Origin of the sequence: Bradyrhizobium erythrophlei (genome assembly GCF_042430365.1) — a bacterium.
Taxonomy (GTDB): Bacteria; Pseudomonadota; Alphaproteobacteria; order Rhizobiales; family Xanthobacteraceae; genus Bradyrhizobium; species Bradyrhizobium erythrophlei.
Map to the genome: position 1 here is coordinate 231,186 of NZ_JBHMET010000274.1, position 21,103 is coordinate 252,288.

Sequence of the window (21,103 nt, forward strand, 5' to 3'; positions counted from 1 at the left end):
ACCGCCGGATCTCGGTCGCAAGCCTGAGCGTGATCGCGCTCGGCAGCGCGAACTCATATGAGGGATATCACGCCACTCGCGCGATGACTTTTCCGAGCCGCTCGATGCCGGCCTCGATTCGCTCGGTTCGGATCGACGAGAAGCCGAGCCTGAAGCAGTGGCGGCTGGCGCTTTCATTCATCGAGAACACATCGCCCGGCTCGATCACCACGCCTTCCGCACGGGCGAGTTCCGCGAGCTTCACCGTGTCAGTACCGGGGCGACACGACAACCAGTAGTGGGTACTGCCCGCGCCACGCGACCAGGTACAATGCCGCAGATACCGCGGCAGCAATCCGTCGAGGATACGGGCGCGTTCGAGCAGCACATCTCCAACCCGAGCGAGATGCGAGCGGTAGTGGCCGAGCCCAATGAACAACGCCGCGACGCGCTGGTTGTTGAGTGGTGGATGCCGCAGCATCAGTCGCCGCAGCGCGCGGAGTTCGCGGATCACCGGAGCTGGTGCCACGACATAACCAAGCCGCAAACCCGGCGCGAGCGCCTTGGACAGCGAGCCGACGTAGAGCACGTTGCTGCCGCGATCCAGGCTCATGAGCGGAGGCAGCTCACCCTCTTCCGGGATCAGCTCCCCGTCGTAATCGTCCTCGATAAGAATGACGCCGCACGACCGCGCCGCCTGCAGCAGTGCATGCCGCCGCGCCAGCGGCATCACGACAGCCGTCGGACATTGATGACTGGCGGTGACGTAGGCCAACGCGCAACTTTCGAAGTCGGCGTCAGGCATGAGCCCCTCGCCGTCGATGCGCAGCGGCACCACATTCGGTGTCAGCAAGCCGAAGATGTTGCGGGCATCGGGATAACCAGGCTCCTCCACCCCGATTCGCGTGGTCGGGCCGATGAACAGTTTGGCGATCAGATAGAGCGCGTGCTGGGCGCCGATGGTTATCATGATCTCATCGGAGCGTGCCCGGATGCCGCGCCGCGGCAGCACCTGAAGCTGGAGCTGCTCGATCAACGCCGGATCGTCGCCGTCGATCATGTCGCGCGCCCAATTGTTGATTTCCGGCACGCTGAGCGCGGCCCGCGCGCTCTCCCGCCAGTCGTTGGTTGGAAACAGGCTGGGATCGAACTGCCCGAAGATGAACGGATAGGGGTAAGCCTGCCAGTCGAGCGGCTTGACGATGTTGCGGTACGCAGTCGGCCTCAGCGCAAACCGACTGGCCCAGCGATCGTCGTCGCGGACCGCGGGGCTCGGCTCGTGGGTGGTCGCGCCGATGTGCCTGGGCAGGCCGGCGACGAAATAGCCGCTACGTTCGCGCGCGACCAGGAAGTTCTGGTCGACCAGCTGCTCATACGCGATGACAATGGTATTGCGAGAGACTTTGAGCACCGCGGCGAGATCACGGCTTGAGGGCATGCGGGCGCCAAGGGGCAATCGCCCATCCTCGATGGCGGAAACGATCATCTGACGGACTTGCAGCTGCAAAAACGACCCGTCGCGATCGAGGCCGTGGAACAACGATCCCCAGAATAGCGCATCGGTGCCACCCGGTGGTGTCACTCGGCCGGCCACGTCCGATTGTCTCAAGTCGGCAATTTTTCCCATCAGTCCAATGGCCCTACGCTACCGAGGCGCCTCATCGGACGTCGCGTTGCCGGGCGCTGTCAAGGAAAAACCGTGCCAGGACCGGGAGCCTCGCATCGCTGGCCCCATTCGTACTGGCATCTGGCGCTGGTCCAATCCTGCCCGGCGCTGCAGGCTCGCCAGCAACGAAATCTGGGAGAGGTGAGCGTGAGCCAGGACAGCAAGGACACCGTCGTCTTCTCGGCCCGTCACATCGTGACGATGAACCCGTCCCGGCCGGCAGCGACCCATGTCGCCGTGCGCGAAGGCCGTATCGTGGCGGTCGGCAGTGCGGAGGAGCTGGGCTCCATCAGTGGCACGCGCGACGACCGGTTCCACGACAAGGTGCTGCTGCCCGGCTTTGTCGAAGGCCACAGTCACATCATGGAAGGCGTCGTGTGGTCGCAGCCTTATGTCGGCTCCGGCAACCGCCGATCGCCGGAGGGCCGCCTGGTGCCTGGTGTCCGCGATATCGATGCGATTATCGCCCGGCTGAGGGAGGCCGAGGCGCGGATGACCGATCCGAACGCGACGCTGTTCGCGTGGGGGTTCGATCCGCTTCATATCGGCGGACGCATGCTCACCCGGCAGCAGCTCGATCAGGTGTCGACCACGCGCCCGATCATGGTCATCCATGCGAGCTTCCATATCATCAACGTCAATACGCTGGTGCTGGAGCGCACCGAGCTGTTACGCGCAACCGACATTTCCGGCGTAGTCGCCGGCCGCGACGGGCTTGCAAGCGGTGAATTGCAGGGCATCGCCGCGCGCCTCAAGGTATTCAGGGTGTTCGGCAATCCATTGTCCGGCAACATCACGCCCGCCGATGTCAACCGTTACGCGGCATCAGCCTGCGTCCAGGGCGTCACCACGATCACCGACCTGCACAACGACTTGAGCGAGCAAACCGTCGAGCTTTACCGCGCGGCCACTTCGCGAGACGATTTTGGCCTCCGCTTAGTCCCGGCCCTGTCATCGGGCTCACATGCCCCGGACCAGGGTATCGCCAAGATCGCGGCACTGCGCCAGGGCAATAACGACAAACTGCACTACGGCGTGGTCAAGCTTGTCGTCGACGGCTCGATCCAGGGCTTCACCGCCCGGCTGCGCTGGCCCGGCTATCACAACGGCGCGCCCAACGGCCTATGGTATATCGCCCCCGAGGAGTTGCCGCGGCTGGTCGACGCCTACCACCGCGCCGGCATCCAGCTTCACATCCATACCAATGGCGACGAGGCGACCGCGCTGGCGCTCGATGCGGTCGAGGCGGCTCAGACGGCGACGCCGCGGCCGGATCATCGCCACACCCTGCAGCACTGCCAGATGGCCGACGCCGCACTGTTTCGGCGGATGAAAGCCCTCGGCGTTTGCGTCAACCTGTTTGCCAACCACCTCTACTACTGGGGCGATTCCCATTACGAGCTGACCTTGGGACCCGAGCGCGCCAGCCGACTGGACGCAACCGGGACCGCACACCGCATCGGTGTACCCTATGCGATCCACTCGGATGCCCCGGTCACACCACTTGCGCCCTTGTTCACGGCATGGTGCGCAGTCAACCGCACCTCGTCCGGCGGACGCGAGCTCGGCCGCGGGACCGAAGCGCTCAGCGTCGAACAGGCGCTCGCCGCGGTGACGATCGGAGCCGCCTACACCCTGAAGCTCGATCATCTTGTCGGCAGCATTGAGACCGGAAAGCTCGCCGACTTCGCAATACTCGACGACAATCCGCTCACGGTTAACCCCGAGCGTCTGAAGGACGTGCCGGTCTGGGGCACGGTAGTCGGCGGCCGCGTTCACCAGGCGCCGCGAGCATGACGGACGCCGCCGCAACCATACCAGTCACCGTGATCGGCGGCTTCCTCGGCGCCGGCAAGACGACGTTCCTCAATCATCTGCTCGCGACAGGTACCGCGCGCACGGCGGTGCTGGTCAACGACTTCGGCGAGATCAATATCGACGCGGCACTGATCGCCCATCACGACGGTACCACCATGACGCTGACCAACGGCTGCATCTGCTGCAGCGCCGGCGGCGGCTTTCTCGACACACTGGGACGCCTTCTTGATAACGCAACCGCCTTCGATCACATCGTGATCGAAGCAAGCGGGGTCGGCGATCCATGGCGCATCGCCGAGATCGCACTGGTGGAACGGACGCTGCGATTGGATCGGGTCATCGTGGTCGCGGACGCTTCACGGATCGCGGAACTGTCGACCGATGCCCGCGTCGGTGACACCGTGCGCAATCAATTCGTCCGTGCCGATCTGGTTCTGCTCAACAAGAGCGATCTCGTCGACGCCAACGGTCTCGAGGCTGCACGCGGCGCCGTCACCTCGATCCGGCCCGGCATTCCCGTGCTCGTGACCTCACGCGACGCGTTGCCGCTGCTCAGGTCCATATCGATGCCGCCAAACAATCATGGTTTCCGCGCTGACGCGGTCGAGCGCGAGGCGTCGAATCATGATTCTGAATTCCGGCGCTGGGCCTATCGCCGCGACGGCGCGTTCGATCGCACCCGCCTTGTGGACGCGCTCGCATTGTTGCCGCCGCAGCTTCTTCGCCTGAAAGGCTCATGCCGGCTCGAGGGCGAGCAGGCGCCCGCGCTGTTCCAGATGGTCGGCAAGTCATGGTCGCTGTCTCCGATGGTCGGTCGCCTTGCCGAGCCATCGGACATCGTTCTTGTCGGCGTCGGCACGCGGGGGCTGCCGCCGGCAGCCGAGCTGGACGTTATTCTTGATCGCGCACTCACGACGACCCGATTGTGAGGATGGGTGCGGATCTCGCTTCGACAACGGCGGCAAAGAAACGCCGGATCACACCCAGTCACCATTCTCAGCAGAGAGGCCGTTTCATGCGGTTGAATCGATCCATTCTTCTTGGGACCATCGGCATTCTTGCGACATGCGCGGCGCCTCAGTGGTCGTTCGCCCAGTCGCCGGGCGGAACCGTGGTCATCACGACCACGCAGGTCCCACGGCACTTCAACGGCGCGGTGCAATCCGGCATCGCAACCGCAGTGCCAGGTGCCCAGATCTTCGCCAGTCCGCTGCGCTACGACGACAACTGGAATCCGCAGCCATATCTCGCCAGGTCCTGGGAGACGTCGCCAGACGGCTCATCCGTCACGATGCATCTGGTCAAGAACGCGGTGTTTCACGACGGCCACCCTGTCACCTCCGAAGATGTCGCGTTCTCCATCATGGCGATCAAGGCCAACCATCCCTTCCAGAGCATGTTGGCGGCAGTCGACAAGGTAGAGACGCCTGATCCGTACACCGCGGTGATCCGCCTGTCGCATCCGCACCCGGCGCTGCTTCTCGCCATGTCACCGGCGCTGATGCCCATCCTGCCCAAGCACATCTATGGCGACGGCCAGGATCTGAAGGCGCATCCCGCCAACCTCAAGCCGATCGGTTCCGGCCCGTTCAGGCTGACCAAGTACAAGCAGGGCGAATACGTCACGCTTGAGAAATTCGACAAGTTCTTCATTCCGGGCCGGCCGAAGCTCGACAGGATCGTGCTGCGCATCGTATCGGACCCGAATGCCGCGCTGGTGTCGACGGAACGCGGTGAGACCAACATTCTTCCTTTCGTCACTGGCGTTCGCGATATCGAGCGGCTGCAGAAGGCTCAGAACCTCGTCGTCACCAACAAGGGCTATGAGGGTATCGGCGCGCTGAACTGGCTCGCCTTCAACACCAGGAAGAAGCCGCTCGACGATATCAGGGTGCGTCAGGCCATCGCCTACGCCGCCAACCGCGACTTCATCGTCAACAAGCTCATGGGCAGCAAGGCGGCGCCCTCGACCGGACCGATCGCGCCAGGCTCCCTGCTTGAAGAAAAGAATGTCGAAACCTACAAATTCGATCTCGCCAAGGCCGTAGCGCTGCTCGACGCGGCAGGCTATCCGAAACGCGCGGACGGTTCGCGCTTGTCCCTGACGATTGACTACCTCCCAGGCGGGGACGAGCAGCAGCGCAATATCGCCGAATACCTGCGCTCCCAGCTCAAGCGTGCCGGCATTAACCTCGAAGTCCGCTCCGCTCCGGATTTTCCGACTTGGGCGCAGCGTATTTCCAACTACGACTTCGACCTGACCATGGACTCCGTCTTCAATTGGGCCGACCCGGTGATCGGCGTCGACCGCACCTACCTCACCTCGAACATCCGCAAGGGCATCATCTGGTCAAACACCCAACAATACAGCAATCCCAGAGTCGACGAGATCCTGGCTGCGGCGGCGAAGGAAACCTCGCCGGAGAAGCGGAAAGCACTTTATTCTGACTTCCAGAAGATCGTCGTATCGGACGCTCCGATCTATTTCATCAACGCGGTGCCGTATCACTCCGCCTTCAGCAAGGGGCTCGGGCATCTACCGACCACGATTTGGGGCGTGATGTCGCCGCTCGACGAATTGTCTTGGGAAGCGCCGCCGAAGACGTGATTCACCTGGCCAAGGCAGGTCCGTACCATGATGCTCATCGCGCACCTCTTTCAACGACTAGGCAATGCGGTCGCGTTGCTCTTGGCCGTGCTGGTCTTGAACTTCTGCCTGATCCACCTCGCACCGGGTGACCCTGTGCAGGTGATCGCGGGCGAGATGGGCGGGGCTTCGGCGGAGGTGATCGCCGCACTCCGGGCGAAATATGGCCTAGACCACAGCCTATTCGAGCAACTTGTCACTTATCTCGGCAAGATCGCGACCGCCGATTTCGGCTACTCCTACTATTTCAACGAGCCGGTGCTCAGCCTGATCCAGCAGCGGCTACCAGCAACGCTCCTGCTTGCATTCGCGGCCCTCACCCTGGCAGTCCTGATCGGGACGACGCTTGGCATCATCAGTGCACGGCGGCCCAACGGCTTCGTTAGCCACGCCGTCACGTTGCTTTCTCTCGCCGGCTACTCCGCCCCTATTTTTTGGACCGGGTTGATGCTGTTGCTCCTGTTCGGGTCCATCTGGCCCGTCCTCCCGATTTCCGGGATGACCGACGTCGTCAATCCGAAAACCGGTTTTGGCTATCTGCTGGACGTGCTGACCCACCTTGTGCTGCCGTCGGTAACGCTCGCTCTCGTCTTCATGGCGCAATATAGCCGTCTCGCGCGCGTGAACATGATCGACGTGCTGTCAGCGGACTACATCCGCACCGCCCGCGCCAAGGGTCTCTCCGAATCGGTCGTGGTACTCAAGCACGCGCTGCGAAACGCCCTGATTCCCATCGTCACCATCATCGGCCTGCAATTCGGCAACCTGTTTGCCGGCGCCGTCGTCGTCGAGACGGTGTTCAGCTGGCCGGGCATGGGTCGTTTGGTGTTCGACTCCATCCTGCGGCGCGACTACCCGACACTGATGGCGGTGCTGTTCTTCTCCGCATTGATGGTGATGGTCTCCAACATCATCACCGACATGGTCTATCGCCTGATCGATCCGCGCATCCGTACGGGGGCAAAATGACAGCGATCGAAAGCCGCTCTGTCGTGCTCGCTCCTGCGCCCGCCATCCTGCCAGCGCGCCGCGCCGCCTCTCCTTCCCAGGTAGCGCTGCAACAGTACTGCAGAAGCGCGTCCGGCGTCATCGGTGCCGTGCTCCTGATCGTCCTCGTGCTCTGCACCATCTTCGGCCCCCTCCTCTATCCAGTCGATGCCCTGGATATCGCCGGCGCGCCGTTCACGCCTCCGTCGCCGGACGCCTGGCTCGGGACAGATTATCTCGGCCGCGATGTACTTGCCGGATTGATCTATGGCGGTCGCGCCACATTGACAGTCGGCGCGGTCGCGGCGTCGATCACTATCGTCATTGGAGTCAGCATCGGCGCGCTGAGTGGCTATTTCGGTGGCGTAATCGACTCCGCGCTGGTCAAGGTCACCGAATTTTTCCAGATCCTGCCGCCGCTGCTGTTTGCCATGGTTCTGGTAACGCTATTCGGACAGAAACTGACGATCATCACGGTCGCGATCGGTACGGTGAGCTGGACCACCGCAGCACGATTGACGCGCGCTGAGTTCATGCGGCTTCGTAACCTCGATTTCATCAAGGCGTCGCGTGCGGCGGGAGCCGGCGACACTCATCTCATCCTTCGCGTCATCCTGCCCAACGCGCTGCCGCCGATCATTGTCTCCGCGACGCTTGCCATCGGTGTCGCGATCCTGTTCGAAGGCGGTCTCAGCTTTCTTGGCCTCGGAGATCCCAACACCATGAGCTGGGGGCTCATGCTCGGGCAGAATCGCAACTACGTGCTCGACGCCTGGTGGGCGGTGACGTTCCCCGGCGCTGCGATCTTCCTTGCCGTGCTGGCAATCAGCCTTGTCGGCGACGGCGTCAACGATGCAGTCAACCCGCGGCTGCGGCGGAGGACGTGATGACCCCGGTGTTGGACATAGACAACCTCGGCGTGGCGATCAAAGACAGCGCAGGCGCCTCCGTTTCTGTGCTGGAGAATCTGTCACTCAAGGTTCACCAAGGCCGGACCATGGCGCTAGTCGGTGAGTCCGGTTGCGGTAAGAGCATGACCGCGTTGGCGATCATGGGACTGTTGCCACCAGGATTCGTAATCACCGGGGGCCGCATCCTGCTGGCGGGCGAGGACCTTCTCACCGCCTCGGTCAAGCGTCTGCGTACGCTGCGCGGCAACGCGATGTCGATGATCTTCCAGGAGCCGATGACCGCGCTCAACCCGCTCTATACGGTCGGCAACCAGATAGCGGAAGTGCTGCGCGTTCACCGCGACCTCAGCCGTTCCGACGCCGCGGATCAGGCGATTGCATTCCTGAAGGCGGTGCAGATCCCTGCCGCGGATCAGCGCGTGCATGCCTATCCACACCAGCTCTCGGGCGGCATGCGCCAACGCGTAATGATCGCGATGGCGCTCGCCTGCAAGCCGAAACTCCTGATCGCCGACGAACCGACCACCGCGCTCGACGTGACGGTGCAGGCACAGATCTTCGATTTGCTGGCACATTTGCAGCAGGAAACCGAGACGGCGATCGTGCTCATCACCCATGACCTCGGCGCGGTAGCTGAGCTCGCCGACGACGTTTCCGTACTCTATGCCGGACGCTGCATCGAGACCGGCCCGGCGGAGCGCGTCGTCACACAGCCGCGTCATCCCTATACTCGCGGCCTGCTCGCCTGCGTGCCGCATCTGTCGCTCGGCCAAGCGAAGTCCGGCAACTGGGTCGATCTTGGCGAAATTCCCGGCATGGTTCCGCCGCTCGGTGCTCGTGGGACGGACTGCGCCTTCCTCGCGCGCTGTATCAACGCCAGCGATGTATGCCGCGCACGCCCTCAACCACCGCTCGGCGAAGCTCAGCCGGGCCACGCGGTGTCGTGCTGGCGCCAGGCGGAGATTGCGGCATGAACATGATGGCGATGGCCAGGGTGCCCGAAATCGCGCACGAAGGCGATTCCGTGCTGCTCGACGTAAGCAATCTCGTCGTTCACTTCCCGGCCGCGAGCAAGCGCGCATTCGGACCACCATCCTATGTGCACGCGGTTGACGGCGTCAGCTTCCGGGTTCGTCGCGGCACAACCTTCGGCATCGTCGGCGAGAGCGGCTCGGGAAAATCCACCGCGGCGCAGGCGGTGATGCGGCTGGTTTCGGCGACATCGGGAGAAATCGCATTTCGCGGCGAGAACATTATGCAACTCGCCGGTGATCCGCTGCGACAGGTGCGACGTCATTTGCAAATCGTGTTCCAGGATCCATACTCTGCGCTCGATCCGCGGCGCCGAGCTGGTGATCAGGTGCGGGAGCCGCTCGATCTCTTGCAGATCGGTACCCGGAGCGAGCGCGACGACCGGGTGCGCAATCTTCTCAACGAGGTGGGCCTGCCGCCGCAAGCCGCGGACCTCTTTCCGCACCAATTTTCCGGCGGCCAACGGCAGCGGCTGTGCATCGCACGCGCCCTCGCGCCCGAGCCCGACCTGATCGTGTGTGACGAGGCGGTCTCCGCCCTCGACGTCGCGATCCAGGCACAGATTCTCAACCTCCTGAAGAAGCTGCAGCGCGAGCGCGGCCTGACCTACATCTTCATCTCGCACGATCTCGGCGTGATCCAGCAGTTCTGCGACGAGATCGCGGTCATGTACCTCGGCAAGATCGTGGAGCAGGCCCCGGCGTCGACCCTGTTTACAGAGCCCCGTCATCCCTACACCTGGTCGCTGATCGCCGCCGCCGCGCCGCCCGGCCCGCTCCGCGATGCGCTGAAACAGCGCTATCTGGTCGGGGGCGATCCGCCGAGCCCAGTCGACCCGCCGCCCGGCTGCCGCTTCGTCCGGCGCTGTCCGTTCGCGGTCGAGCATTGCCGGCAGGCATTGCCGCAGCTCGACTCGGTCGGCCCCGATCACAGCGTTTCCTGTCATCTCGTGGGGCAGATCGAGGCGCCGAATTTCGCGGCGCCGTGAACCGCCAGCGCCTTGTGCACGACATGCCCATCGCCGACTTGCCCGTATTGCAGGGCCGGTTTCAGACGTCTGGAGCTCTCTTCTGAGCCCAGCACCAAGGGCGAGTATCGCTGCCCGGTCTGCGATACCGTGCCGGAGCTATTGGACGGCAGCCGGCTGGTCACCTACCGGCTCACAATCCAACCATCCGTTCACGCCTTGAGTAGCTCGTTGGGCCGCTTGCCGCGTTGATCGGCGGCCCTTCCACGTTCTCAGACGAATGCACTCAGCCCCGTGATCGATTTGCCGACGATCAAGGTGTTCATCTCTCGGGTCCCCTCATAGGAGTAAATCGCCTCAGCATCGGCCACGAACCGCCCGATATGGTTTTCAAGGAGGATGCCGTTGCCTCCGAGCAGCTCGCGGGCATAGCCGACCGTCTCGCGACATTTGACGGTGCAGAAGGCCTTCGCGAGCGAGGCGTGCTCGTCCAGCATCACACCTTCGTCCTGCAACTGTGCGAGGCGCAGCATCATTGCCTGCGTCGAGGTGACGTTGCCGAGCATCCTCACCAGCAGATCTTGTACCAGCTGGAAGCCACCGATCGGCTTGCCGAACTGTTTCCGCTCGGTGGCGTAACGCAAGGCGTGTTCGTAGGCGCCCATCTGGCAGCCAACGGCAAACCATGCCACGCCGGTGCGGGTCATCCTCAGGACCTTGGCGGTGTCCTTGAACGAGTTGGCGTTCTGCAGGCGATCGGTCTCGGGCACCCGGCAGTCCTTCAACGTGATCAGCCCGTTCTGCACCACGCGCAGCGCCATCTTGGTTTTGATTTTCTCGACTGAGAAACCGGGGTTGTCCTTTCCCACCACAAAACCCTTGACCTGGTTCGAACCTTCCTCGCGCGCCCAGATCACGTTGATGTCGGCGAAGGTGGCGTTGCCGATCCACTTCTTCTGGCCATTGAGTATCCAGACGTCGCCCTCTCGCCGGCACGTCGTCATCATCCCGCCCGACGTGGCCGAGCCGACCAGGGGCTCGGTCAGGCCGAACGAGCCGATCTTCTCGAAGCGCATCATGGCCGGTAGCCAGCGCTGCTTCTGCGCCTCGTCGCCACACAGATAGATCGACCCCGCCGACAGTCCGGTGTGCACGCCCCAGAACGTCGCGACCGAGGAATCGACCCGCGCAAGCTCCATCGCGACGAAGCCGTTCAGCATCCAGCTTCCGCCCGCCGCGCCATAGCCCTCGTAACCAACGCCGCCGATGCCGACCTCGGCCATCTTCGGGATGATTGCGAACGGAAATTCGTCACGGCCCCAATACTCCTCGATCACGGGCGCGACCACGCCTTCGGTGAAGTCGCGGACGCGCCGGAGCAGCGCACGTTCGCTGTCGCTCAGGACGTTCGCAATCCCGTAGAAGTCGCCGTTGATCGGAGGCGGAGCATAGTCCGGCTTTGCAGCCCGTGTCGTCTGCGGGTTCGCCATGGGTACCCTCCCTCATGCGTGGCGAAGTTTCGCCTGATATCTCGTCGCTGCTCCAGCGGGACGACCGTCTCCCGTCGATGCTTGTCGTTTCTTGGTGACGTCAGACCTGCTTGTTCGGACGGACGCTGGCGCGGAACTCCTCAAAGCTCTCCTTCACACGATCCTGGATGATCTTCACCGCCTCCGTGGTCGATTGCCTTGCGGTCGACGCGCTGTCCTGGGCGCCCTGGACGGCGATCTCGAACACTTTCTGCGCGAATTCGGTCTGCAACGCGATGTTCTCTTGAACCTTGCCGAGCGGCTTGTATTCACGCGCAAGCGTCGCCGCTTCGCGCAATCCCGCTTCAAGCACCTCGCGTTGCTTCTGCGCCACGGACTGCGCGACTTGCGCGGGCTACCTTCGCACTCTGACCGAGGGCGTCGATATTCCTCTTCTGGGCCTGGAGCAACTCGTCCACGTTCAGCTTCGGCAAGCCGAGATCGCTGCCGAACTTCCTCAGCATGTCGAAGTATGAGGGCGTATCCGTCATGACATCCTCCGCTGTTGCCGTGCTTAGGGCTGGTGGTGCCCGCCATCGGGCGACGGGACAATTTCTCTGATGCGATTGTTCGCCCGCGGACGCAGGGATGACGGCTCGATCTGCTTGCTCTCGTCGGCCAGGAATGCCTCAATCAAGCCCGCCGTTTCCGCCGGGCGCGTCACCATGAACAGGTGCCCGTCGTCGATCATCCGTAGCTCGGCGTTCGGGATCAGGCGTGCCAGGATGTGACCATTGATCGGCGGGACCAGCGGGTCGTCGCTGCCCATCAGCACGAGCGTCGGCTGCGGCAGCGACCACAGCCACGGCAGGCTGGTCCAGCCAGCCATTGCAAGAAGCTGGTACAGGTAGCCCAGATTGCGAGCACCATGCATCGCAGCCGCATGCTGGCCGATCAATGACGGGTCGTAGCGAAACGCCCCGCCATAGATGTCCGCCGCGACCCTGGTCATATAATCCTTGTCGGTGTAGCGGCGTGGCGTTGCCATCTTCCACAGCACCGCGGGGCTTGCCGGCACCATGGTGGCACCGGGCGCCGTTGCAGCCAGCACCAACCGCCGGCACAGTTTGGGATATTGATGCGCGAACTGCTGTGCCATGCCGCCGCCCCAGGACACGCCGGCGATATCGACCTCCGTATATCCCAGCTGCGCGACGAGGCCGGCCGCAAGCCGCGCCACCATCGACGGCCGATATGGCAATAGCGGCCGCGGCGAGCCGCCGACGCCAGGCACATCAAAGATGATGGCGGTCGTGTGCGTGAGCGCTTCGAGGAACGGCTTCGCCAACTCCCAGTTGGCGCCAATCCCGTTGAACAGCAACAGCGGCGGCCCGCTGCCGCTACCATGCCTGATCGCGACCTGAAGCAACTGATCGTCGATCGTGATCTGGCGGGCTTCGATCGCGCCCGACTTCGCGGCCACAGCCGGTTCGTCGCTGGTGAGATTGTCAGTCAAAGACGTAGGTCCCCGGCGCTGCCCCAAGTGTCGGATGGCGCGTGCTGCCAAGCGACGCGGGCGCAGTCACCTCCTCGCCCGAGCGCGCATGCAGCCAGTCACGCCAGTCGAGCCACCAGCTTCCCTTCCGCTTCTCGGCCGAGGCGAGGAACGCGTCCGGCGCAGCGGCGCTGATCGGCCCGATCATGAAGGACGCCTTCGGATTGGTCGGCGGATTGAGCAGGCTTTGCAGGTGCCCGCTGTTCGAAAGCACAAAGGTGGTGCCCTCGCCCAAGATCTGCGCGGTCTTGTAGACACCCTTCCACGGCGTGATGTGGTCGGTGACCCCGGCAACGACATAGCTATCCGCCTTGACCTTGCTCATGTCGATCGTCTTGTCGTTCAACGTGAGCTTGCCGGCGTTCACGAACGGATTGCTGAAATAGAGGTCGAGATAGTCGCCGTGCAGCGCCGCCGGGAGGCGGGTGGTGTCGGCGTTCCAGTAGAGGATGTCGAACGCCGGCGGCTGGTTGCCAAGCAGGTAGTTGTTCACCCAGTAATTCCAGATCAGATCGTTCGGTCGCATCCAGGCGAACATCCGCGCGAGATCGTGGCCGTCCACGATGCCGCGCACCCGTGAGGCCTCCTTCGCCGCCCGCATGGTTTCGGGCGTCATCAGGCAGCCAAAGGTGCTCTCCTCGGCCGAATTGGGATCGAGCAAGCAGACCGCCAGCACCAGGTTCTTGATCTTCTTCTCGACCGCGTTGCCAAGGGTTGCGAAATAGGCTGTCGACGTGATGCCGCCGGAGCAGGACCCCATCATGGAGATGTCGTCGCTGCCGGTGATCTCGCGCACCGCGTCGACCGCCTCGTCGAGCGCCGCGACGTAGGTATCCAGTCCCCAGTCGCGATTGGCGGCCGTCGGGTTACGCCAGCTGATGGCAAAGGTCTGGATTCCGTTCTCGAGAAGGAAGCGGACCATGCTCTTGTCCGGCGAGAGGTCGAGCGCGTAGTACTTGTTGATCTGCGGCGGTGTCACCAGCAGCGGCCGCTTCCGGACGGTCGCCGCCATCGGCGTGTACTGGATTAGTTCGAGCAGCTCGTTGCGGAGCACGACCGCGCCGGGGGTGACCGCCAGGTTCTCGCCGACCTTGAAGGCGCTCATGTCCACCATTGACGGCATGCCGCGATTGCGCGTGAGGTCGTCGAAATAGTTCTTCAAGCCGGCCCACAGGCTTTGCCCGCCCGTGTCGATGAACTTGCGGACCGCCGCCGGGTTGGTGAGCATCGTGTTGGTCGGCGCGACGGCGTCGACCAGGATTTCCGTGATCAGGTGCGCGCGCTGCTTGTCGATATCGCTGAGGCTGGTTTTGTCGACCAGGCCGTTGACCGCCTCGCCCCACGCCAGGTAGGCCTTGAGCAGGCTGCTATGCAGCGAGCTCTCCTTCCATGTCGGGTCCGAAAACCGTCTGTCACCCGCTTTCGGCGCACGTTCGGACTTCCCGGCAACGATCGAGCCAAGCTCGCCGACGAAGGAGAGCCACTGCTCGGTTGCGACCTTGGGCTCGTTGATGACCGCCTTGAACAGGATGTTGGCGCTGTCGACCAGGTCCTGGCCCCGGATGCCGACCAGTGGATTGAGCGCCAGCGTGTTTCTGGAGGCGGCCTCGGACATTTCCGACGCCGGCGAAGCCGAACTGCGATCTTCCGTGCTCATAGCAATCATGCTCCCTTGGCAGGAATCAACAGCGCCAGCGTTTCGGCGATCAACGCGGGTTTCTCGGATCCCTCCACTTCCAGCGTGTTCTGCGTTTTCATGATCACCTGCCCGCCTTCCCTCGGCTCGATCCCGGCGAGAACGACACGCAGCCTCACGCGCGCACCGGCCGGCACCGGCGCGAGAAAGCGGACCTTCTCGATCCCGTAGTTCAGCCCGGCGGCGGCATCGGTCGGGATGACGCCGACCTCCATCGCGAGCGCCGCCACCATCGCGAGCGTCAGATAGCCATGCGCGATCGGACCACGGAACGGACTCTCACGTTTCGCCCTCTCAACGTCGACATGGATCCATTGGCGGTCGCCGGTGCACGACGCGAAGGTGTCGATGCGCCGCTGGTCGATCGTGACCCAATCGGACATACCGAGTTCCTGTCCAACCCTTTCGTTCAATCCGGCAAGGGTGAGGTTGCCCATGTATTCCTCCCTGGTCTTTTAGCGGTGACGTCCGGACAGCTACATGTTGCCGTATTGCTCGCGCAGTTCCTTCTTGTTGATCTTGCCGACACTGGTCTTGGGAATGCCGTCGATGAAGATGATCTTCTCCGGGATTCCGTATTTCGAGATGACACCCTTGTCGGCGAACACTTTGAGATGGTCCTTGATGGCCGTGTCGCTGACGCTGTTGGCGTCGGACGTCTTCTTGACCACGAGCGCCAATGGTCGCTCGCCCCATTTCTCATCCTTAACGCCGATGACGGCAGCCTCCGCCACGCCGACGCATTGTGAGATCAGGTCCTCGATTTGCAACGAGGAGACCCATTCGCCGCCGGTCTTGATCACGTCCTTAATGCGGTCGGTGATGTGGACGCAGCCGCCGGGGCTGACCACCGCGATATCGCTGGTGTGCAGGTAGCCTCCCGCCCAAAGCTGCTCCGAGGTCTCGGGATTGTTGAAGTATCCCTGGGTGAGCCAGGGCGCACGCAGCACGATTTCACCCGGCGACTTGCCGTCATGCGGCACATCGTTCATGTCGGGATCGACGATGCGAAGGTCCACCAACGGCCCCGCCATACCAGCGCTGGTGCGGAAATCGACCTCACCATCGGGATCGCCGCTGAGGTCCTTGGATCGAACATGGCAAACGGCAGCCAGCGGGCCGGTCTCCGACATGCCGTAGCCCGCGAAGATATCGATGCCCGCGGCGAGCGCCTGTTTGGCCAGCGCCTTCGGCAAAGCCGATCCGCCGATCACCATCTTCAGACCGTTCAAATCGACGTTCGCCGCCGCGGCGGCATTGAGGAGCATCTGCAGGATGGTCGGAACGCCGTGGGTGAAGGTGACGCCCTCATTCTTGATCAGCTTGACCAGCAAGCCCGGCTCGTAGCGTCCGGGATAAACCTGCTTGACGCCGGCAAGGGTCGCCGACCAAGGGAAACCCCAGGCATGGACGTGGAACATTGGCGTGATCGGCATGTAGACGTCGTCACGCGAGAAGCGGCCCTGCATTCCTGCCATGCCGAACAGTGCCAGCCCGGCGATCGAGTGGAGCACGAGTTGCCGATGGCTGTAGTAGACGCCCTTGGGCAGCCCGGTCGTGCCGGTCGTGTAGAAGGTGGTCGCCTGGGTGTTCTCGTCGAAATCAGGAAAGTCATAATCGGGTGAGGCCGCACCAAGCAGACTCTCGTATTCGCCGATGAAGGACAGGCTGCCGGTCTGCGGTGCTGGCCGGTCCGACATCACGATCATCCGCTTGACCCGCGGCAATTGTCCCTTCATGCCCTCCAGCAGCCCGACGAACTCATCGTTGACCAGAAGGGTAGATGCTCCGGCGTGATCGATCGTATAGGCGATCTGTTCGGGCGACAGGCGGACGTTCACCGTCTGCAGTACCGCACCCATCATCGGGATCGCGAAGAAAGCCTCGAGAAACCGGTGACTATCCCACTCCAAAACGCCTACAGTGTCGCCGGGAACGACGCCTGCCTTGCTCAGGGCCGAGGCGAGCCGGCCGATCCGCTCCCTGGTCTGACGATAGGTGAAGCGCTTCAGATCGCGGTAAACGATCTCCTGATCCGGCGCTTGCACACGCGGCGTGTGCCACAATTGCTTGAAGATGAGCGGATACTGATAGGCGGATTTGGCGGTCTGAATCAGCCTTCCTACCATGGCGGCCTCCCTCGACTTGTCATTCCCTCCGGCCGTAGCGGCGTCCACATTCTGAGCGAGCGGATCGCCTGGTCTGCCGTCCTGCCTCACGACGGGTGCTATCTCGCGACATTAATCCCAAGGGTCGCGTGACGCCCGAGATTTGTGAAGGTCCGAAACGGACATCGCCCGGGTCTGAACCGGACAAGCCGCTCCCGTCGAGGGCATTGGTTTTTGCCGAACTTGCTGTTTTTTTCCGCAGCCAGCTTCTTGTTCCGAAACATCTTTGCTGCCCTGCAACAGAGGGGCCGGGCGGATGTGCTTGGGTTGTCCGAGGAACCGGCTATGTTCTGGTACCGGGTGATGCAGGCCCTTGGTGGAAGCTGACTCGGACCAAAATGCTGCGGTGCCCCCCTTTTCGCTGCCGAGAGAAAGGCCGTTCGATTTGCAACCCGTACATTTCAAGGGGCCTCCACGTTCCCGCGGCCGACCGGACACCCCGTTCGTCGGCGTTGGCGACAGGCTCTATGAGCCCACCAAGTTAGCTGCGGTCTTCGACATGCTGGCGAGTCAAGGCTGCTCGGCCGACGTGGTGCTGCGCGACGTGAACATCTCGCCGCATGACGTTCACTCACCTCAGGCGCGCATCTCGCTGATGCAACTGATGACCGCCTGTCGGAACGCAATGCGGCTGTCGACCGATCGACATTTGCCGTATCGCATCGGCGCGTCGATCCACATATCGACCTACGGCATGTACGGCTATGCGATCCTCTGCTGTCCCGACTTCCGGAAGGCAATGGAATTTGCGATGCACTATCACGCGCTCGCGGCGCCGCTGGCCGCGATCGACTTCAGGGAAGAGAATGAGGGGAATGCGAGCTGGATCATCGAACCCAATCTGCACGCGATCAGCGATTCGTCCCTCTATCGATTTGTCACCGAGATGCAGATCGGCATCCACATCTCACTGATGCGCGATATCATGGGTCCGACGTTCGCGCCCTCCGAGATCGAGTTGAGTTACCCGCAGGCAACGGATTTCGATCTTCCCCTTGATCACATCAGGTGCCCGGTGCGCTTCGATCGGCCGGTCAACCGGATCGTTTTTCGGTCGCAGTGGCTGGATCAAGTTGCCCGTCTCGGCAACAAGACGACCTATCCGACCATCGTCGCCATGTGCGACGATCTGCTTGGCGACCTGAGACTGCGAATTGGGGTTGCCGGAAAGATCCGTTCCATCCTGCTCCGCGACATCGCGAACCCACCCACCTTCGCGGCCACGGCGAAGCTTCTTGGCGTGAACGATCGCTCGCTGCGGCGTCAGCTCCGTCAACAGGGCTTCTCCTTTCGCGGTCTGCGAGACGAACTGCGAACCCAGATCGCCCTGAAATATCTTCGGAGCACGAGTCTCGCCAACGACGATATCGCGCTGGCACTCGGCTTCAGCGACGCCGCAAATTTCAGACGTGCCTTCCATCGTTGGACCAACAAGGCGCCGAGCCAGATTCGGAGCGAGTGAGTGTGGCTGAGTCGCCCGGCGCACCGGTTGGCGGCGCTGGCCATTGGCCTCGACTCAAACCAGCCGACCCGAAGCGGCGCGACGCAAGCGTGGCGGTCGACGTGCTCGTTCAAGAGCCGCAATCGCTCGATCCTCTGCTCCGCATACAGAGGAATACTGAAAGAGGTCGGGCTGCCGGTTGGGTGAGCGTTCGGGCGTCGGGGGCGTCGCGCCACGTGAACTACCGAAGAGATCTCCTGAGCACCGGGACGTGGTCCCTTTCGATGCGCTCGCTGAGCCAGACGCCGGGCTGGCCAGACGGTTGATCGCGCAACGCGTCCGGCCAGCAGAGAAACTAAGCACAAAAGCGTAGCCGAGGCGGATCAGTGGGCCAGCGCAGCGCTCGCACTGGTTCCGCGGCCCTTGGAGAGCCGGTTGTCGAGGCTGAGCGCGCCGGCACCGAAGGCGGAGATCTGAAGCAAGCCACCCGCCATCATGACGTTCTTGAGGAAGTGGATCATCTGATTTTGGTCGGCGAAGTTGCTATGGAACGACACCGCCGCTGCCACCGAAAACACTGCCAGCGCAGTTGCGATCAGGCGAGCCTGGTAGCCGGCGATCAGCATGAGTCCACCGCCGAGTTCAAGCGCGACGGCCACGGCATAGGCCAGCGGCGGGACTGGAAGGCCGACAACTGCAATCATTGCGGTCGTGTTGCCGTAAGCGGCGAGTTTGCCAAGACCGCTCATGGCGAACGGGAGGCCGATCAACAGGCGGCCGGCGAAAGGAAGATAACGGGTAGTGTCCATGGTGTTTGTTCCTATGCTGGTGTGAAGTCAGGCGGCATCGACGAGGATGAATTCGGCATCCTCCCCCGCGGTGATGCTGAGTTCGGATTCGTCGATGGCGGCGATACCGTCACCGACCCGAACCCGCTGCCCGTTGACGAGGATCACGCCCTGGGCCGGGGCGAGATAGGCGTGCCGAAAGCGCGAAGATGACGCGTGGGTCAGAGTGGTTCCGGCAAGGAGCGTCGCGCCCATGACCCGCGCGTCAGCCCGGATCAGAAGGGTCTCGGCATTCCTCGGGTCTCCGCTGGCGAGCTCGATGAGGCGTCCAGCGCGATCCGATTTGGGAAATTTGCGGCTGTCCCAGCGCGGCGTCCCGCCACGCTGGCGCGGAAGCAGCCAGATCTGAAAGAGCCTGAGGGGATCATCCTCACGATTGTGCTCGGAATGACTGATTCCGGTGCCTGCGCTCATGACCTGGACGTCACCCGCAACGGTCCGACCGACGTTGCCGGCGCTGTCTTCATGCGTAACCGTGCCCTGCCGGACGTAGGTGACGATTTCCATGTCAGCGTGAGAGTGACGGCCGAAGCCGGTGCCGGGCGCGATCTCGTCGTCATTCCAGACCACGAGAGAACCGAGGCGGGTATTCGCTGGATTGCCGTCGGCCGAAACGATGAAGTGGTGGCGCGCCTTCAGCCAACCGCGATCGCCGTGATCGAGCGTTTCCTTGGATCGAAGTTGCAACATGACCATCCCTCAATTTGCGGATGCGATTGATCCGCTCGGGATTGGTTATGGCGATGAAACGATCAAAGGATTAGTCAGCGATTTGGCAACTGAGTGTTCTATTTGGTGAACGATGGTCGAGCGGCCGCCCTATGGGACGACCGCCGATTTCAAGGCCGCGGCAGCGAAATCGATCACGGCCCGAACACCCGGCAACATGCCCCGCCGCGAGACAAAGACGAGATGCAGAATGCCGTCGATACCGCTCCATTCCGGCAGCACGCGCACCAGCGCGCCCGACGCGAGCGCATCCTGGCAGTTCGCAGCCGGCAACAGCGCAATTCCAGCCCCCTGGCATGCGGCCGCAATCAGAATTTCGAAACTGCCCGTCGCAACGCGCGGCTCGACCGGCACGGGACAGGTGTCGCCGTTGTCCGCCGTGAGTTGCCAGACCTCGCCACCTTGTTGCTCCTGATGGAGGATGGAAAACCTGCTGAGGTCCGCTGGCGTGGCAAGTTGACCTTCCTTCGCCATGAGCATCGGGCTCGCGACAAGGATCCGCCTGCTCATGCCGATCCGTTTCATTTGCAAGTCGGCATCGGTGTCAAGGCGTTCGCGAACCCGGATTGCCACGTCGATCCCCTCATGAACGAGATCGACCCGCCGATTGGTCACGATGCATTGGAGCCGCAGCAGCGGATTGGCGGCCAGGAAGTCTGACATGGGGGCCGCAATTGCACTCTGAAGGCCGAGCGGACAGCTCAGTCGAACGAGCCCGCGAGGCTCGGCCTGCATGCGAAGCGCAGCCTCCTCGGCGGCCTCGGCCTCGATCACCGCGGCATGTGCATGCTCGAAGACTTGTTGGCCGACCTGGGTCAAACCAAGCCCCCGGGTCGTTCGATCGAGTAACCGCACGCCTAGCCGCTCCTCGAGCAAGGCGACGCGGCGACTGATTCGTGATTTGGGCACTCCGAGCACACGGGCAGCCGCAGAGAACCCGCGATGGAGCACGACGGCAGTAAAGAACTGGAGGTCGTTGAAGTCGCGCATCATTACCTGCCGATCCTCCCGTGGCCACGGGCAGTCAAGGCCCCGATCAGCGGCCGGCGAAGACAATCTTCGGCGGCTCGCGTCCCCTTCTTATGGCCTCTGCTCTTGCTGTGCGGCCACGTGCTTGCGGGCGAGCGACTCGCCCCTCCCCGACAACAGCACGCAACCAGAAAGACCCCGGCATCCTAGTCGATAGCTTG

The 21,103-nt window shown here is 63.0% G+C and carries 18 protein-coding genes; 8 read left to right on the forward strand and 10 right to left on the reverse strand.

Annotated elements, in window-relative coordinates:
• Nucleotides 1–67 precede the first annotated feature (67 nt).
• On the reverse strand, nt 68–1,606 hold the full coding sequence (pdxR, locus tag ACFFWD_RS43015) for a MocR-like pyridoxine biosynthesis transcription factor PdxR (RefSeq protein WP_376975498.1): 1,539 nt from the start codon (nt 1,604–1,606) through the stop codon (nt 68–70).
• Nucleotides 1,607–1,846: 240 nt separating this feature from the next.
• On the opposite strand from pdxR, the gene ACFFWD_RS43020 reads away from it, so the two are divergent.
• From ACFFWD_RS43020 to ACFFWD_RS43050, 7 genes are all read left to right on the forward strand, one after another.
• A complete protein-coding gene (locus ACFFWD_RS43020; RefSeq protein ID WP_376975969.1) occupies nt 1,847–3,442 on the forward strand; it encodes an amidohydrolase in 1,596 nt (531 codons plus the stop codon).
• The gene (locus tag ACFFWD_RS43025) at nt 3,439–4,392 is read left to right on the forward strand and encodes a CobW family GTP-binding protein (RefSeq protein WP_376975499.1); all 954 of its coding nucleotides are present in this window, start codon (nt 3,439–3,441) and stop codon (nt 4,390–4,392) included. Before ACFFWD_RS43020 ends, ACFFWD_RS43025 begins: the two co-directional genes overlap by 4 nt.
• 86 nt (nt 4,393–4,478) lie before the next feature.
• On the forward strand, nt 4,479–6,071 hold the full coding sequence (locus ACFFWD_RS43030; protein ID WP_376975501.1) for an ABC transporter substrate-binding protein: 1,593 nt from the start codon (nt 4,479–4,481) through the stop codon (nt 6,069–6,071).
• A 27-nt stretch (nt 6,072–6,098) separates the two neighbouring features.
• Nucleotides 6,099–7,079 carry an ABC transporter permease gene (locus tag ACFFWD_RS43035; protein WP_376975502.1) on the forward strand — a complete coding sequence of 327 codons (981 nt, stop codon included), beginning with the start codon at nt 6,099–6,101 and terminating at the stop codon, nt 7,077–7,079.
• Nucleotides 7,076–7,984 carry an ABC transporter permease gene (locus ACFFWD_RS43040; RefSeq protein WP_376975503.1) on the forward strand — a complete coding sequence of 303 codons (909 nt, stop codon included), beginning with the start codon at nt 7,076–7,078 and terminating at the stop codon, nt 7,982–7,984. Before ACFFWD_RS43035 ends, ACFFWD_RS43040 begins: the two co-directional genes overlap by 4 nt.
• Complete coding sequence (locus ACFFWD_RS43045; protein ID WP_376975504.1) at nt 7,984–8,982, forward strand: ABC transporter ATP-binding protein; 999 nt, start codon at nt 7,984–7,986, stop codon at nt 8,980–8,982. The genes ACFFWD_RS43040 and ACFFWD_RS43045 overlap by 1 nt, the downstream gene beginning before the upstream one ends.
• Complete coding sequence (locus ACFFWD_RS43050) at nt 8,979–10,028, forward strand: ABC transporter ATP-binding protein (RefSeq protein ID WP_376975505.1); 1,050 nt, start codon at nt 8,979–8,981, stop codon at nt 10,026–10,028. The genes ACFFWD_RS43045 and ACFFWD_RS43050 overlap by 4 nt, the downstream gene beginning before the upstream one ends.
• Nucleotides 10,029–10,279: 251 nt before the next feature.
• Here the strand turns inward: ACFFWD_RS43050 and ACFFWD_RS43055 are convergent, their stop codons facing one another.
• The 6 genes from ACFFWD_RS43055 to ACFFWD_RS43080 form a co-directional block, all read right to left on the reverse strand.
• Nucleotides 10,280–11,497, reverse strand: a complete 1,218-nt coding sequence (locus ACFFWD_RS43055) for an acyl-CoA dehydrogenase family protein (RefSeq protein ID WP_376975506.1) — start codon at nt 11,495–11,497, stop codon at nt 10,280–10,282.
• A 100-nt stretch (nt 11,498–11,597) separates the two neighbouring features.
• The gene (gene phaP / locus ACFFWD_RS43060; RefSeq protein WP_376975507.1) at nt 11,598–11,870 is read right to left on the reverse strand and encodes a TIGR01841 family phasin; all 273 of its coding nucleotides are present in this window, start codon (nt 11,868–11,870) and stop codon (nt 11,598–11,600) included.
• A gap of 180 nt (nt 11,871–12,050) precedes the next feature.
• Nucleotides 12,051–12,992: a poly(3-hydroxyalkanoate) depolymerase gene (gene phaZ, locus ACFFWD_RS43065; RefSeq protein WP_376975509.1), complete on the reverse strand. Its 942-nt coding sequence runs from the start codon at nt 12,990–12,992 to the stop codon at nt 12,051–12,053.
• Nucleotides 12,985–14,688: an alpha/beta fold hydrolase gene (locus tag ACFFWD_RS43070; protein WP_376975510.1), complete on the reverse strand. Its 1,704-nt coding sequence runs from the start codon at nt 14,686–14,688 to the stop codon at nt 12,985–12,987. The genes phaZ and ACFFWD_RS43070 overlap by 8 nt, the downstream gene beginning before the upstream one ends.
• Before the next feature lie 5 nt (nt 14,689–14,693).
• Nucleotides 14,694–15,164: a MaoC family dehydratase gene (locus ACFFWD_RS43075; protein WP_376975511.1), complete on the reverse strand. Its 471-nt coding sequence runs from the start codon at nt 15,162–15,164 to the stop codon at nt 14,694–14,696.
• A 39-nt stretch (nt 15,165–15,203) separates the two neighbouring features.
• On the reverse strand, nt 15,204–16,856 hold the full coding sequence (locus ACFFWD_RS43080) for a fatty acid--CoA ligase (RefSeq protein WP_376975512.1): 1,653 nt from the start codon (nt 16,854–16,856) through the stop codon (nt 15,204–15,206).
• 538 nt (nt 16,857–17,394) lie between these two features.
• Here ACFFWD_RS43080 and ACFFWD_RS43085 point away from each other — a divergent pair.
• On the forward strand, nt 17,395–18,357 hold the full coding sequence (locus tag ACFFWD_RS43085; protein ID WP_376975513.1) for an AraC family transcriptional regulator: 963 nt from the start codon (nt 17,395–17,397) through the stop codon (nt 18,355–18,357).
• Nucleotides 18,358–18,719: 362 nt separating this feature from the next.
• On the opposite strand, the gene ACFFWD_RS43090 is transcribed toward ACFFWD_RS43085, so the two are convergent.
• The 3 genes from ACFFWD_RS43090 to ACFFWD_RS43100 form a co-directional block, all read right to left on the reverse strand.
• Nucleotides 18,720–19,145, reverse strand: a complete 426-nt coding sequence (locus ACFFWD_RS43090) for a DoxX family protein (RefSeq protein ID WP_376975514.1) — start codon at nt 19,143–19,145, stop codon at nt 18,720–18,722.
• 27 nt (nt 19,146–19,172) lie between these two features.
• Nucleotides 19,173–19,874: a pirin family protein gene (locus tag ACFFWD_RS43095; RefSeq protein ID WP_376975515.1), complete on the reverse strand. Its 702-nt coding sequence runs from the start codon at nt 19,872–19,874 to the stop codon at nt 19,173–19,175.
• Nucleotides 19,875–20,003: 129 nt separating this feature from the next.
• Nucleotides 20,004–20,906 carry a LysR family transcriptional regulator gene (locus tag ACFFWD_RS43100; RefSeq protein WP_376975516.1) on the reverse strand — a complete coding sequence of 301 codons (903 nt, stop codon included), beginning with the start codon at nt 20,904–20,906 and terminating at the stop codon, nt 20,004–20,006.
• Nucleotides 20,907–21,103: the final 197 nt, after the last annotated feature.

Excerpts from the sequence above, each read along its gene's own strand:
- ACFFWD_RS43075 (WP_376975511.1), bottom strand. The coding sequence starts at position 15,164 with ATGGGCAACCTCACCCTTGCCGGATTGAACGAAAGGGTTGGACAGGAA.
- ACFFWD_RS43045 (WP_376975504.1), top strand. The coding sequence starts at position 7,984 with ATGACCCCGGTGTTGGACATAGACAACCTCGGCGTGGCGATCAAAGAC.
- ACFFWD_RS43020 (WP_376975969.1), top strand. The coding sequence starts at position 1,847 with ATGAACCCGTCCCGGCCGGCAGCGACCCATGTCGCCGTGCGCGAAGGC.
- ACFFWD_RS43100 (WP_376975516.1), bottom strand. The coding sequence starts at position 20,906 with ATGATGCGCGACTTCAACGACCTCCAGTTCTTTACTGCCGTCGTGCTC.
- ACFFWD_RS43030 (WP_376975501.1), top strand. The coding sequence starts at position 4,479 with ATGCGGTTGAATCGATCCATTCTTCTTGGGACCATCGGCATTCTTGCG.
- ACFFWD_RS43080 (WP_376975512.1), bottom strand. The coding sequence starts at position 16,856 with ATGGTAGGAAGGCTGATTCAGACCGCCAAATCCGCCTATCAGTATCCG.
- ACFFWD_RS43070 (WP_376975510.1), bottom strand. The coding sequence starts at position 14,688 with ATGAGCACGGAAGATCGCAGTTCGGCTTCGCCGGCGTCGGAAATGTCC.
- ACFFWD_RS43025 (WP_376975499.1), top strand. The coding sequence starts at position 3,439 with ATGACGGACGCCGCCGCAACCATACCAGTCACCGTGATCGGCGGCTTC.
- ACFFWD_RS43095 (WP_376975515.1), bottom strand. The coding sequence starts at position 19,874 with ATGTTGCAACTTCGATCCAAGGAAACGCTCGATCACGGCGATCGCGGT.
- ACFFWD_RS43055 (WP_376975506.1), bottom strand. The coding sequence starts at position 11,497 with ATGGCGAACCCGCAGACGACACGGGCTGCAAAGCCGGACTATGCTCCG.
- ACFFWD_RS43040 (WP_376975503.1), top strand. The coding sequence starts at position 7,076 with ATGACAGCGATCGAAAGCCGCTCTGTCGTGCTCGCTCCTGCGCCCGCC.
- ACFFWD_RS43090 (WP_376975514.1), bottom strand. The coding sequence starts at position 19,145 with ATGGACACTACCCGTTATCTTCCTTTCGCCGGCCGCCTGTTGATCGGC.
- ACFFWD_RS43085 (WP_376975513.1), top strand. The coding sequence starts at position 17,395 with ATGCTGGCGAGTCAAGGCTGCTCGGCCGACGTGGTGCTGCGCGACGTG.
- ACFFWD_RS43035 (WP_376975502.1), top strand. The coding sequence starts at position 6,099 with ATGATGCTCATCGCGCACCTCTTTCAACGACTAGGCAATGCGGTCGCG.
- ACFFWD_RS43050 (WP_376975505.1), top strand. The coding sequence starts at position 8,979 with ATGAACATGATGGCGATGGCCAGGGTGCCCGAAATCGCGCACGAAGGC.
- pdxR (WP_376975498.1), bottom strand. The coding sequence starts at position 1,606 with ATGGGAAAAATTGCCGACTTGAGACAATCGGACGTGGCCGGCCGAGTG.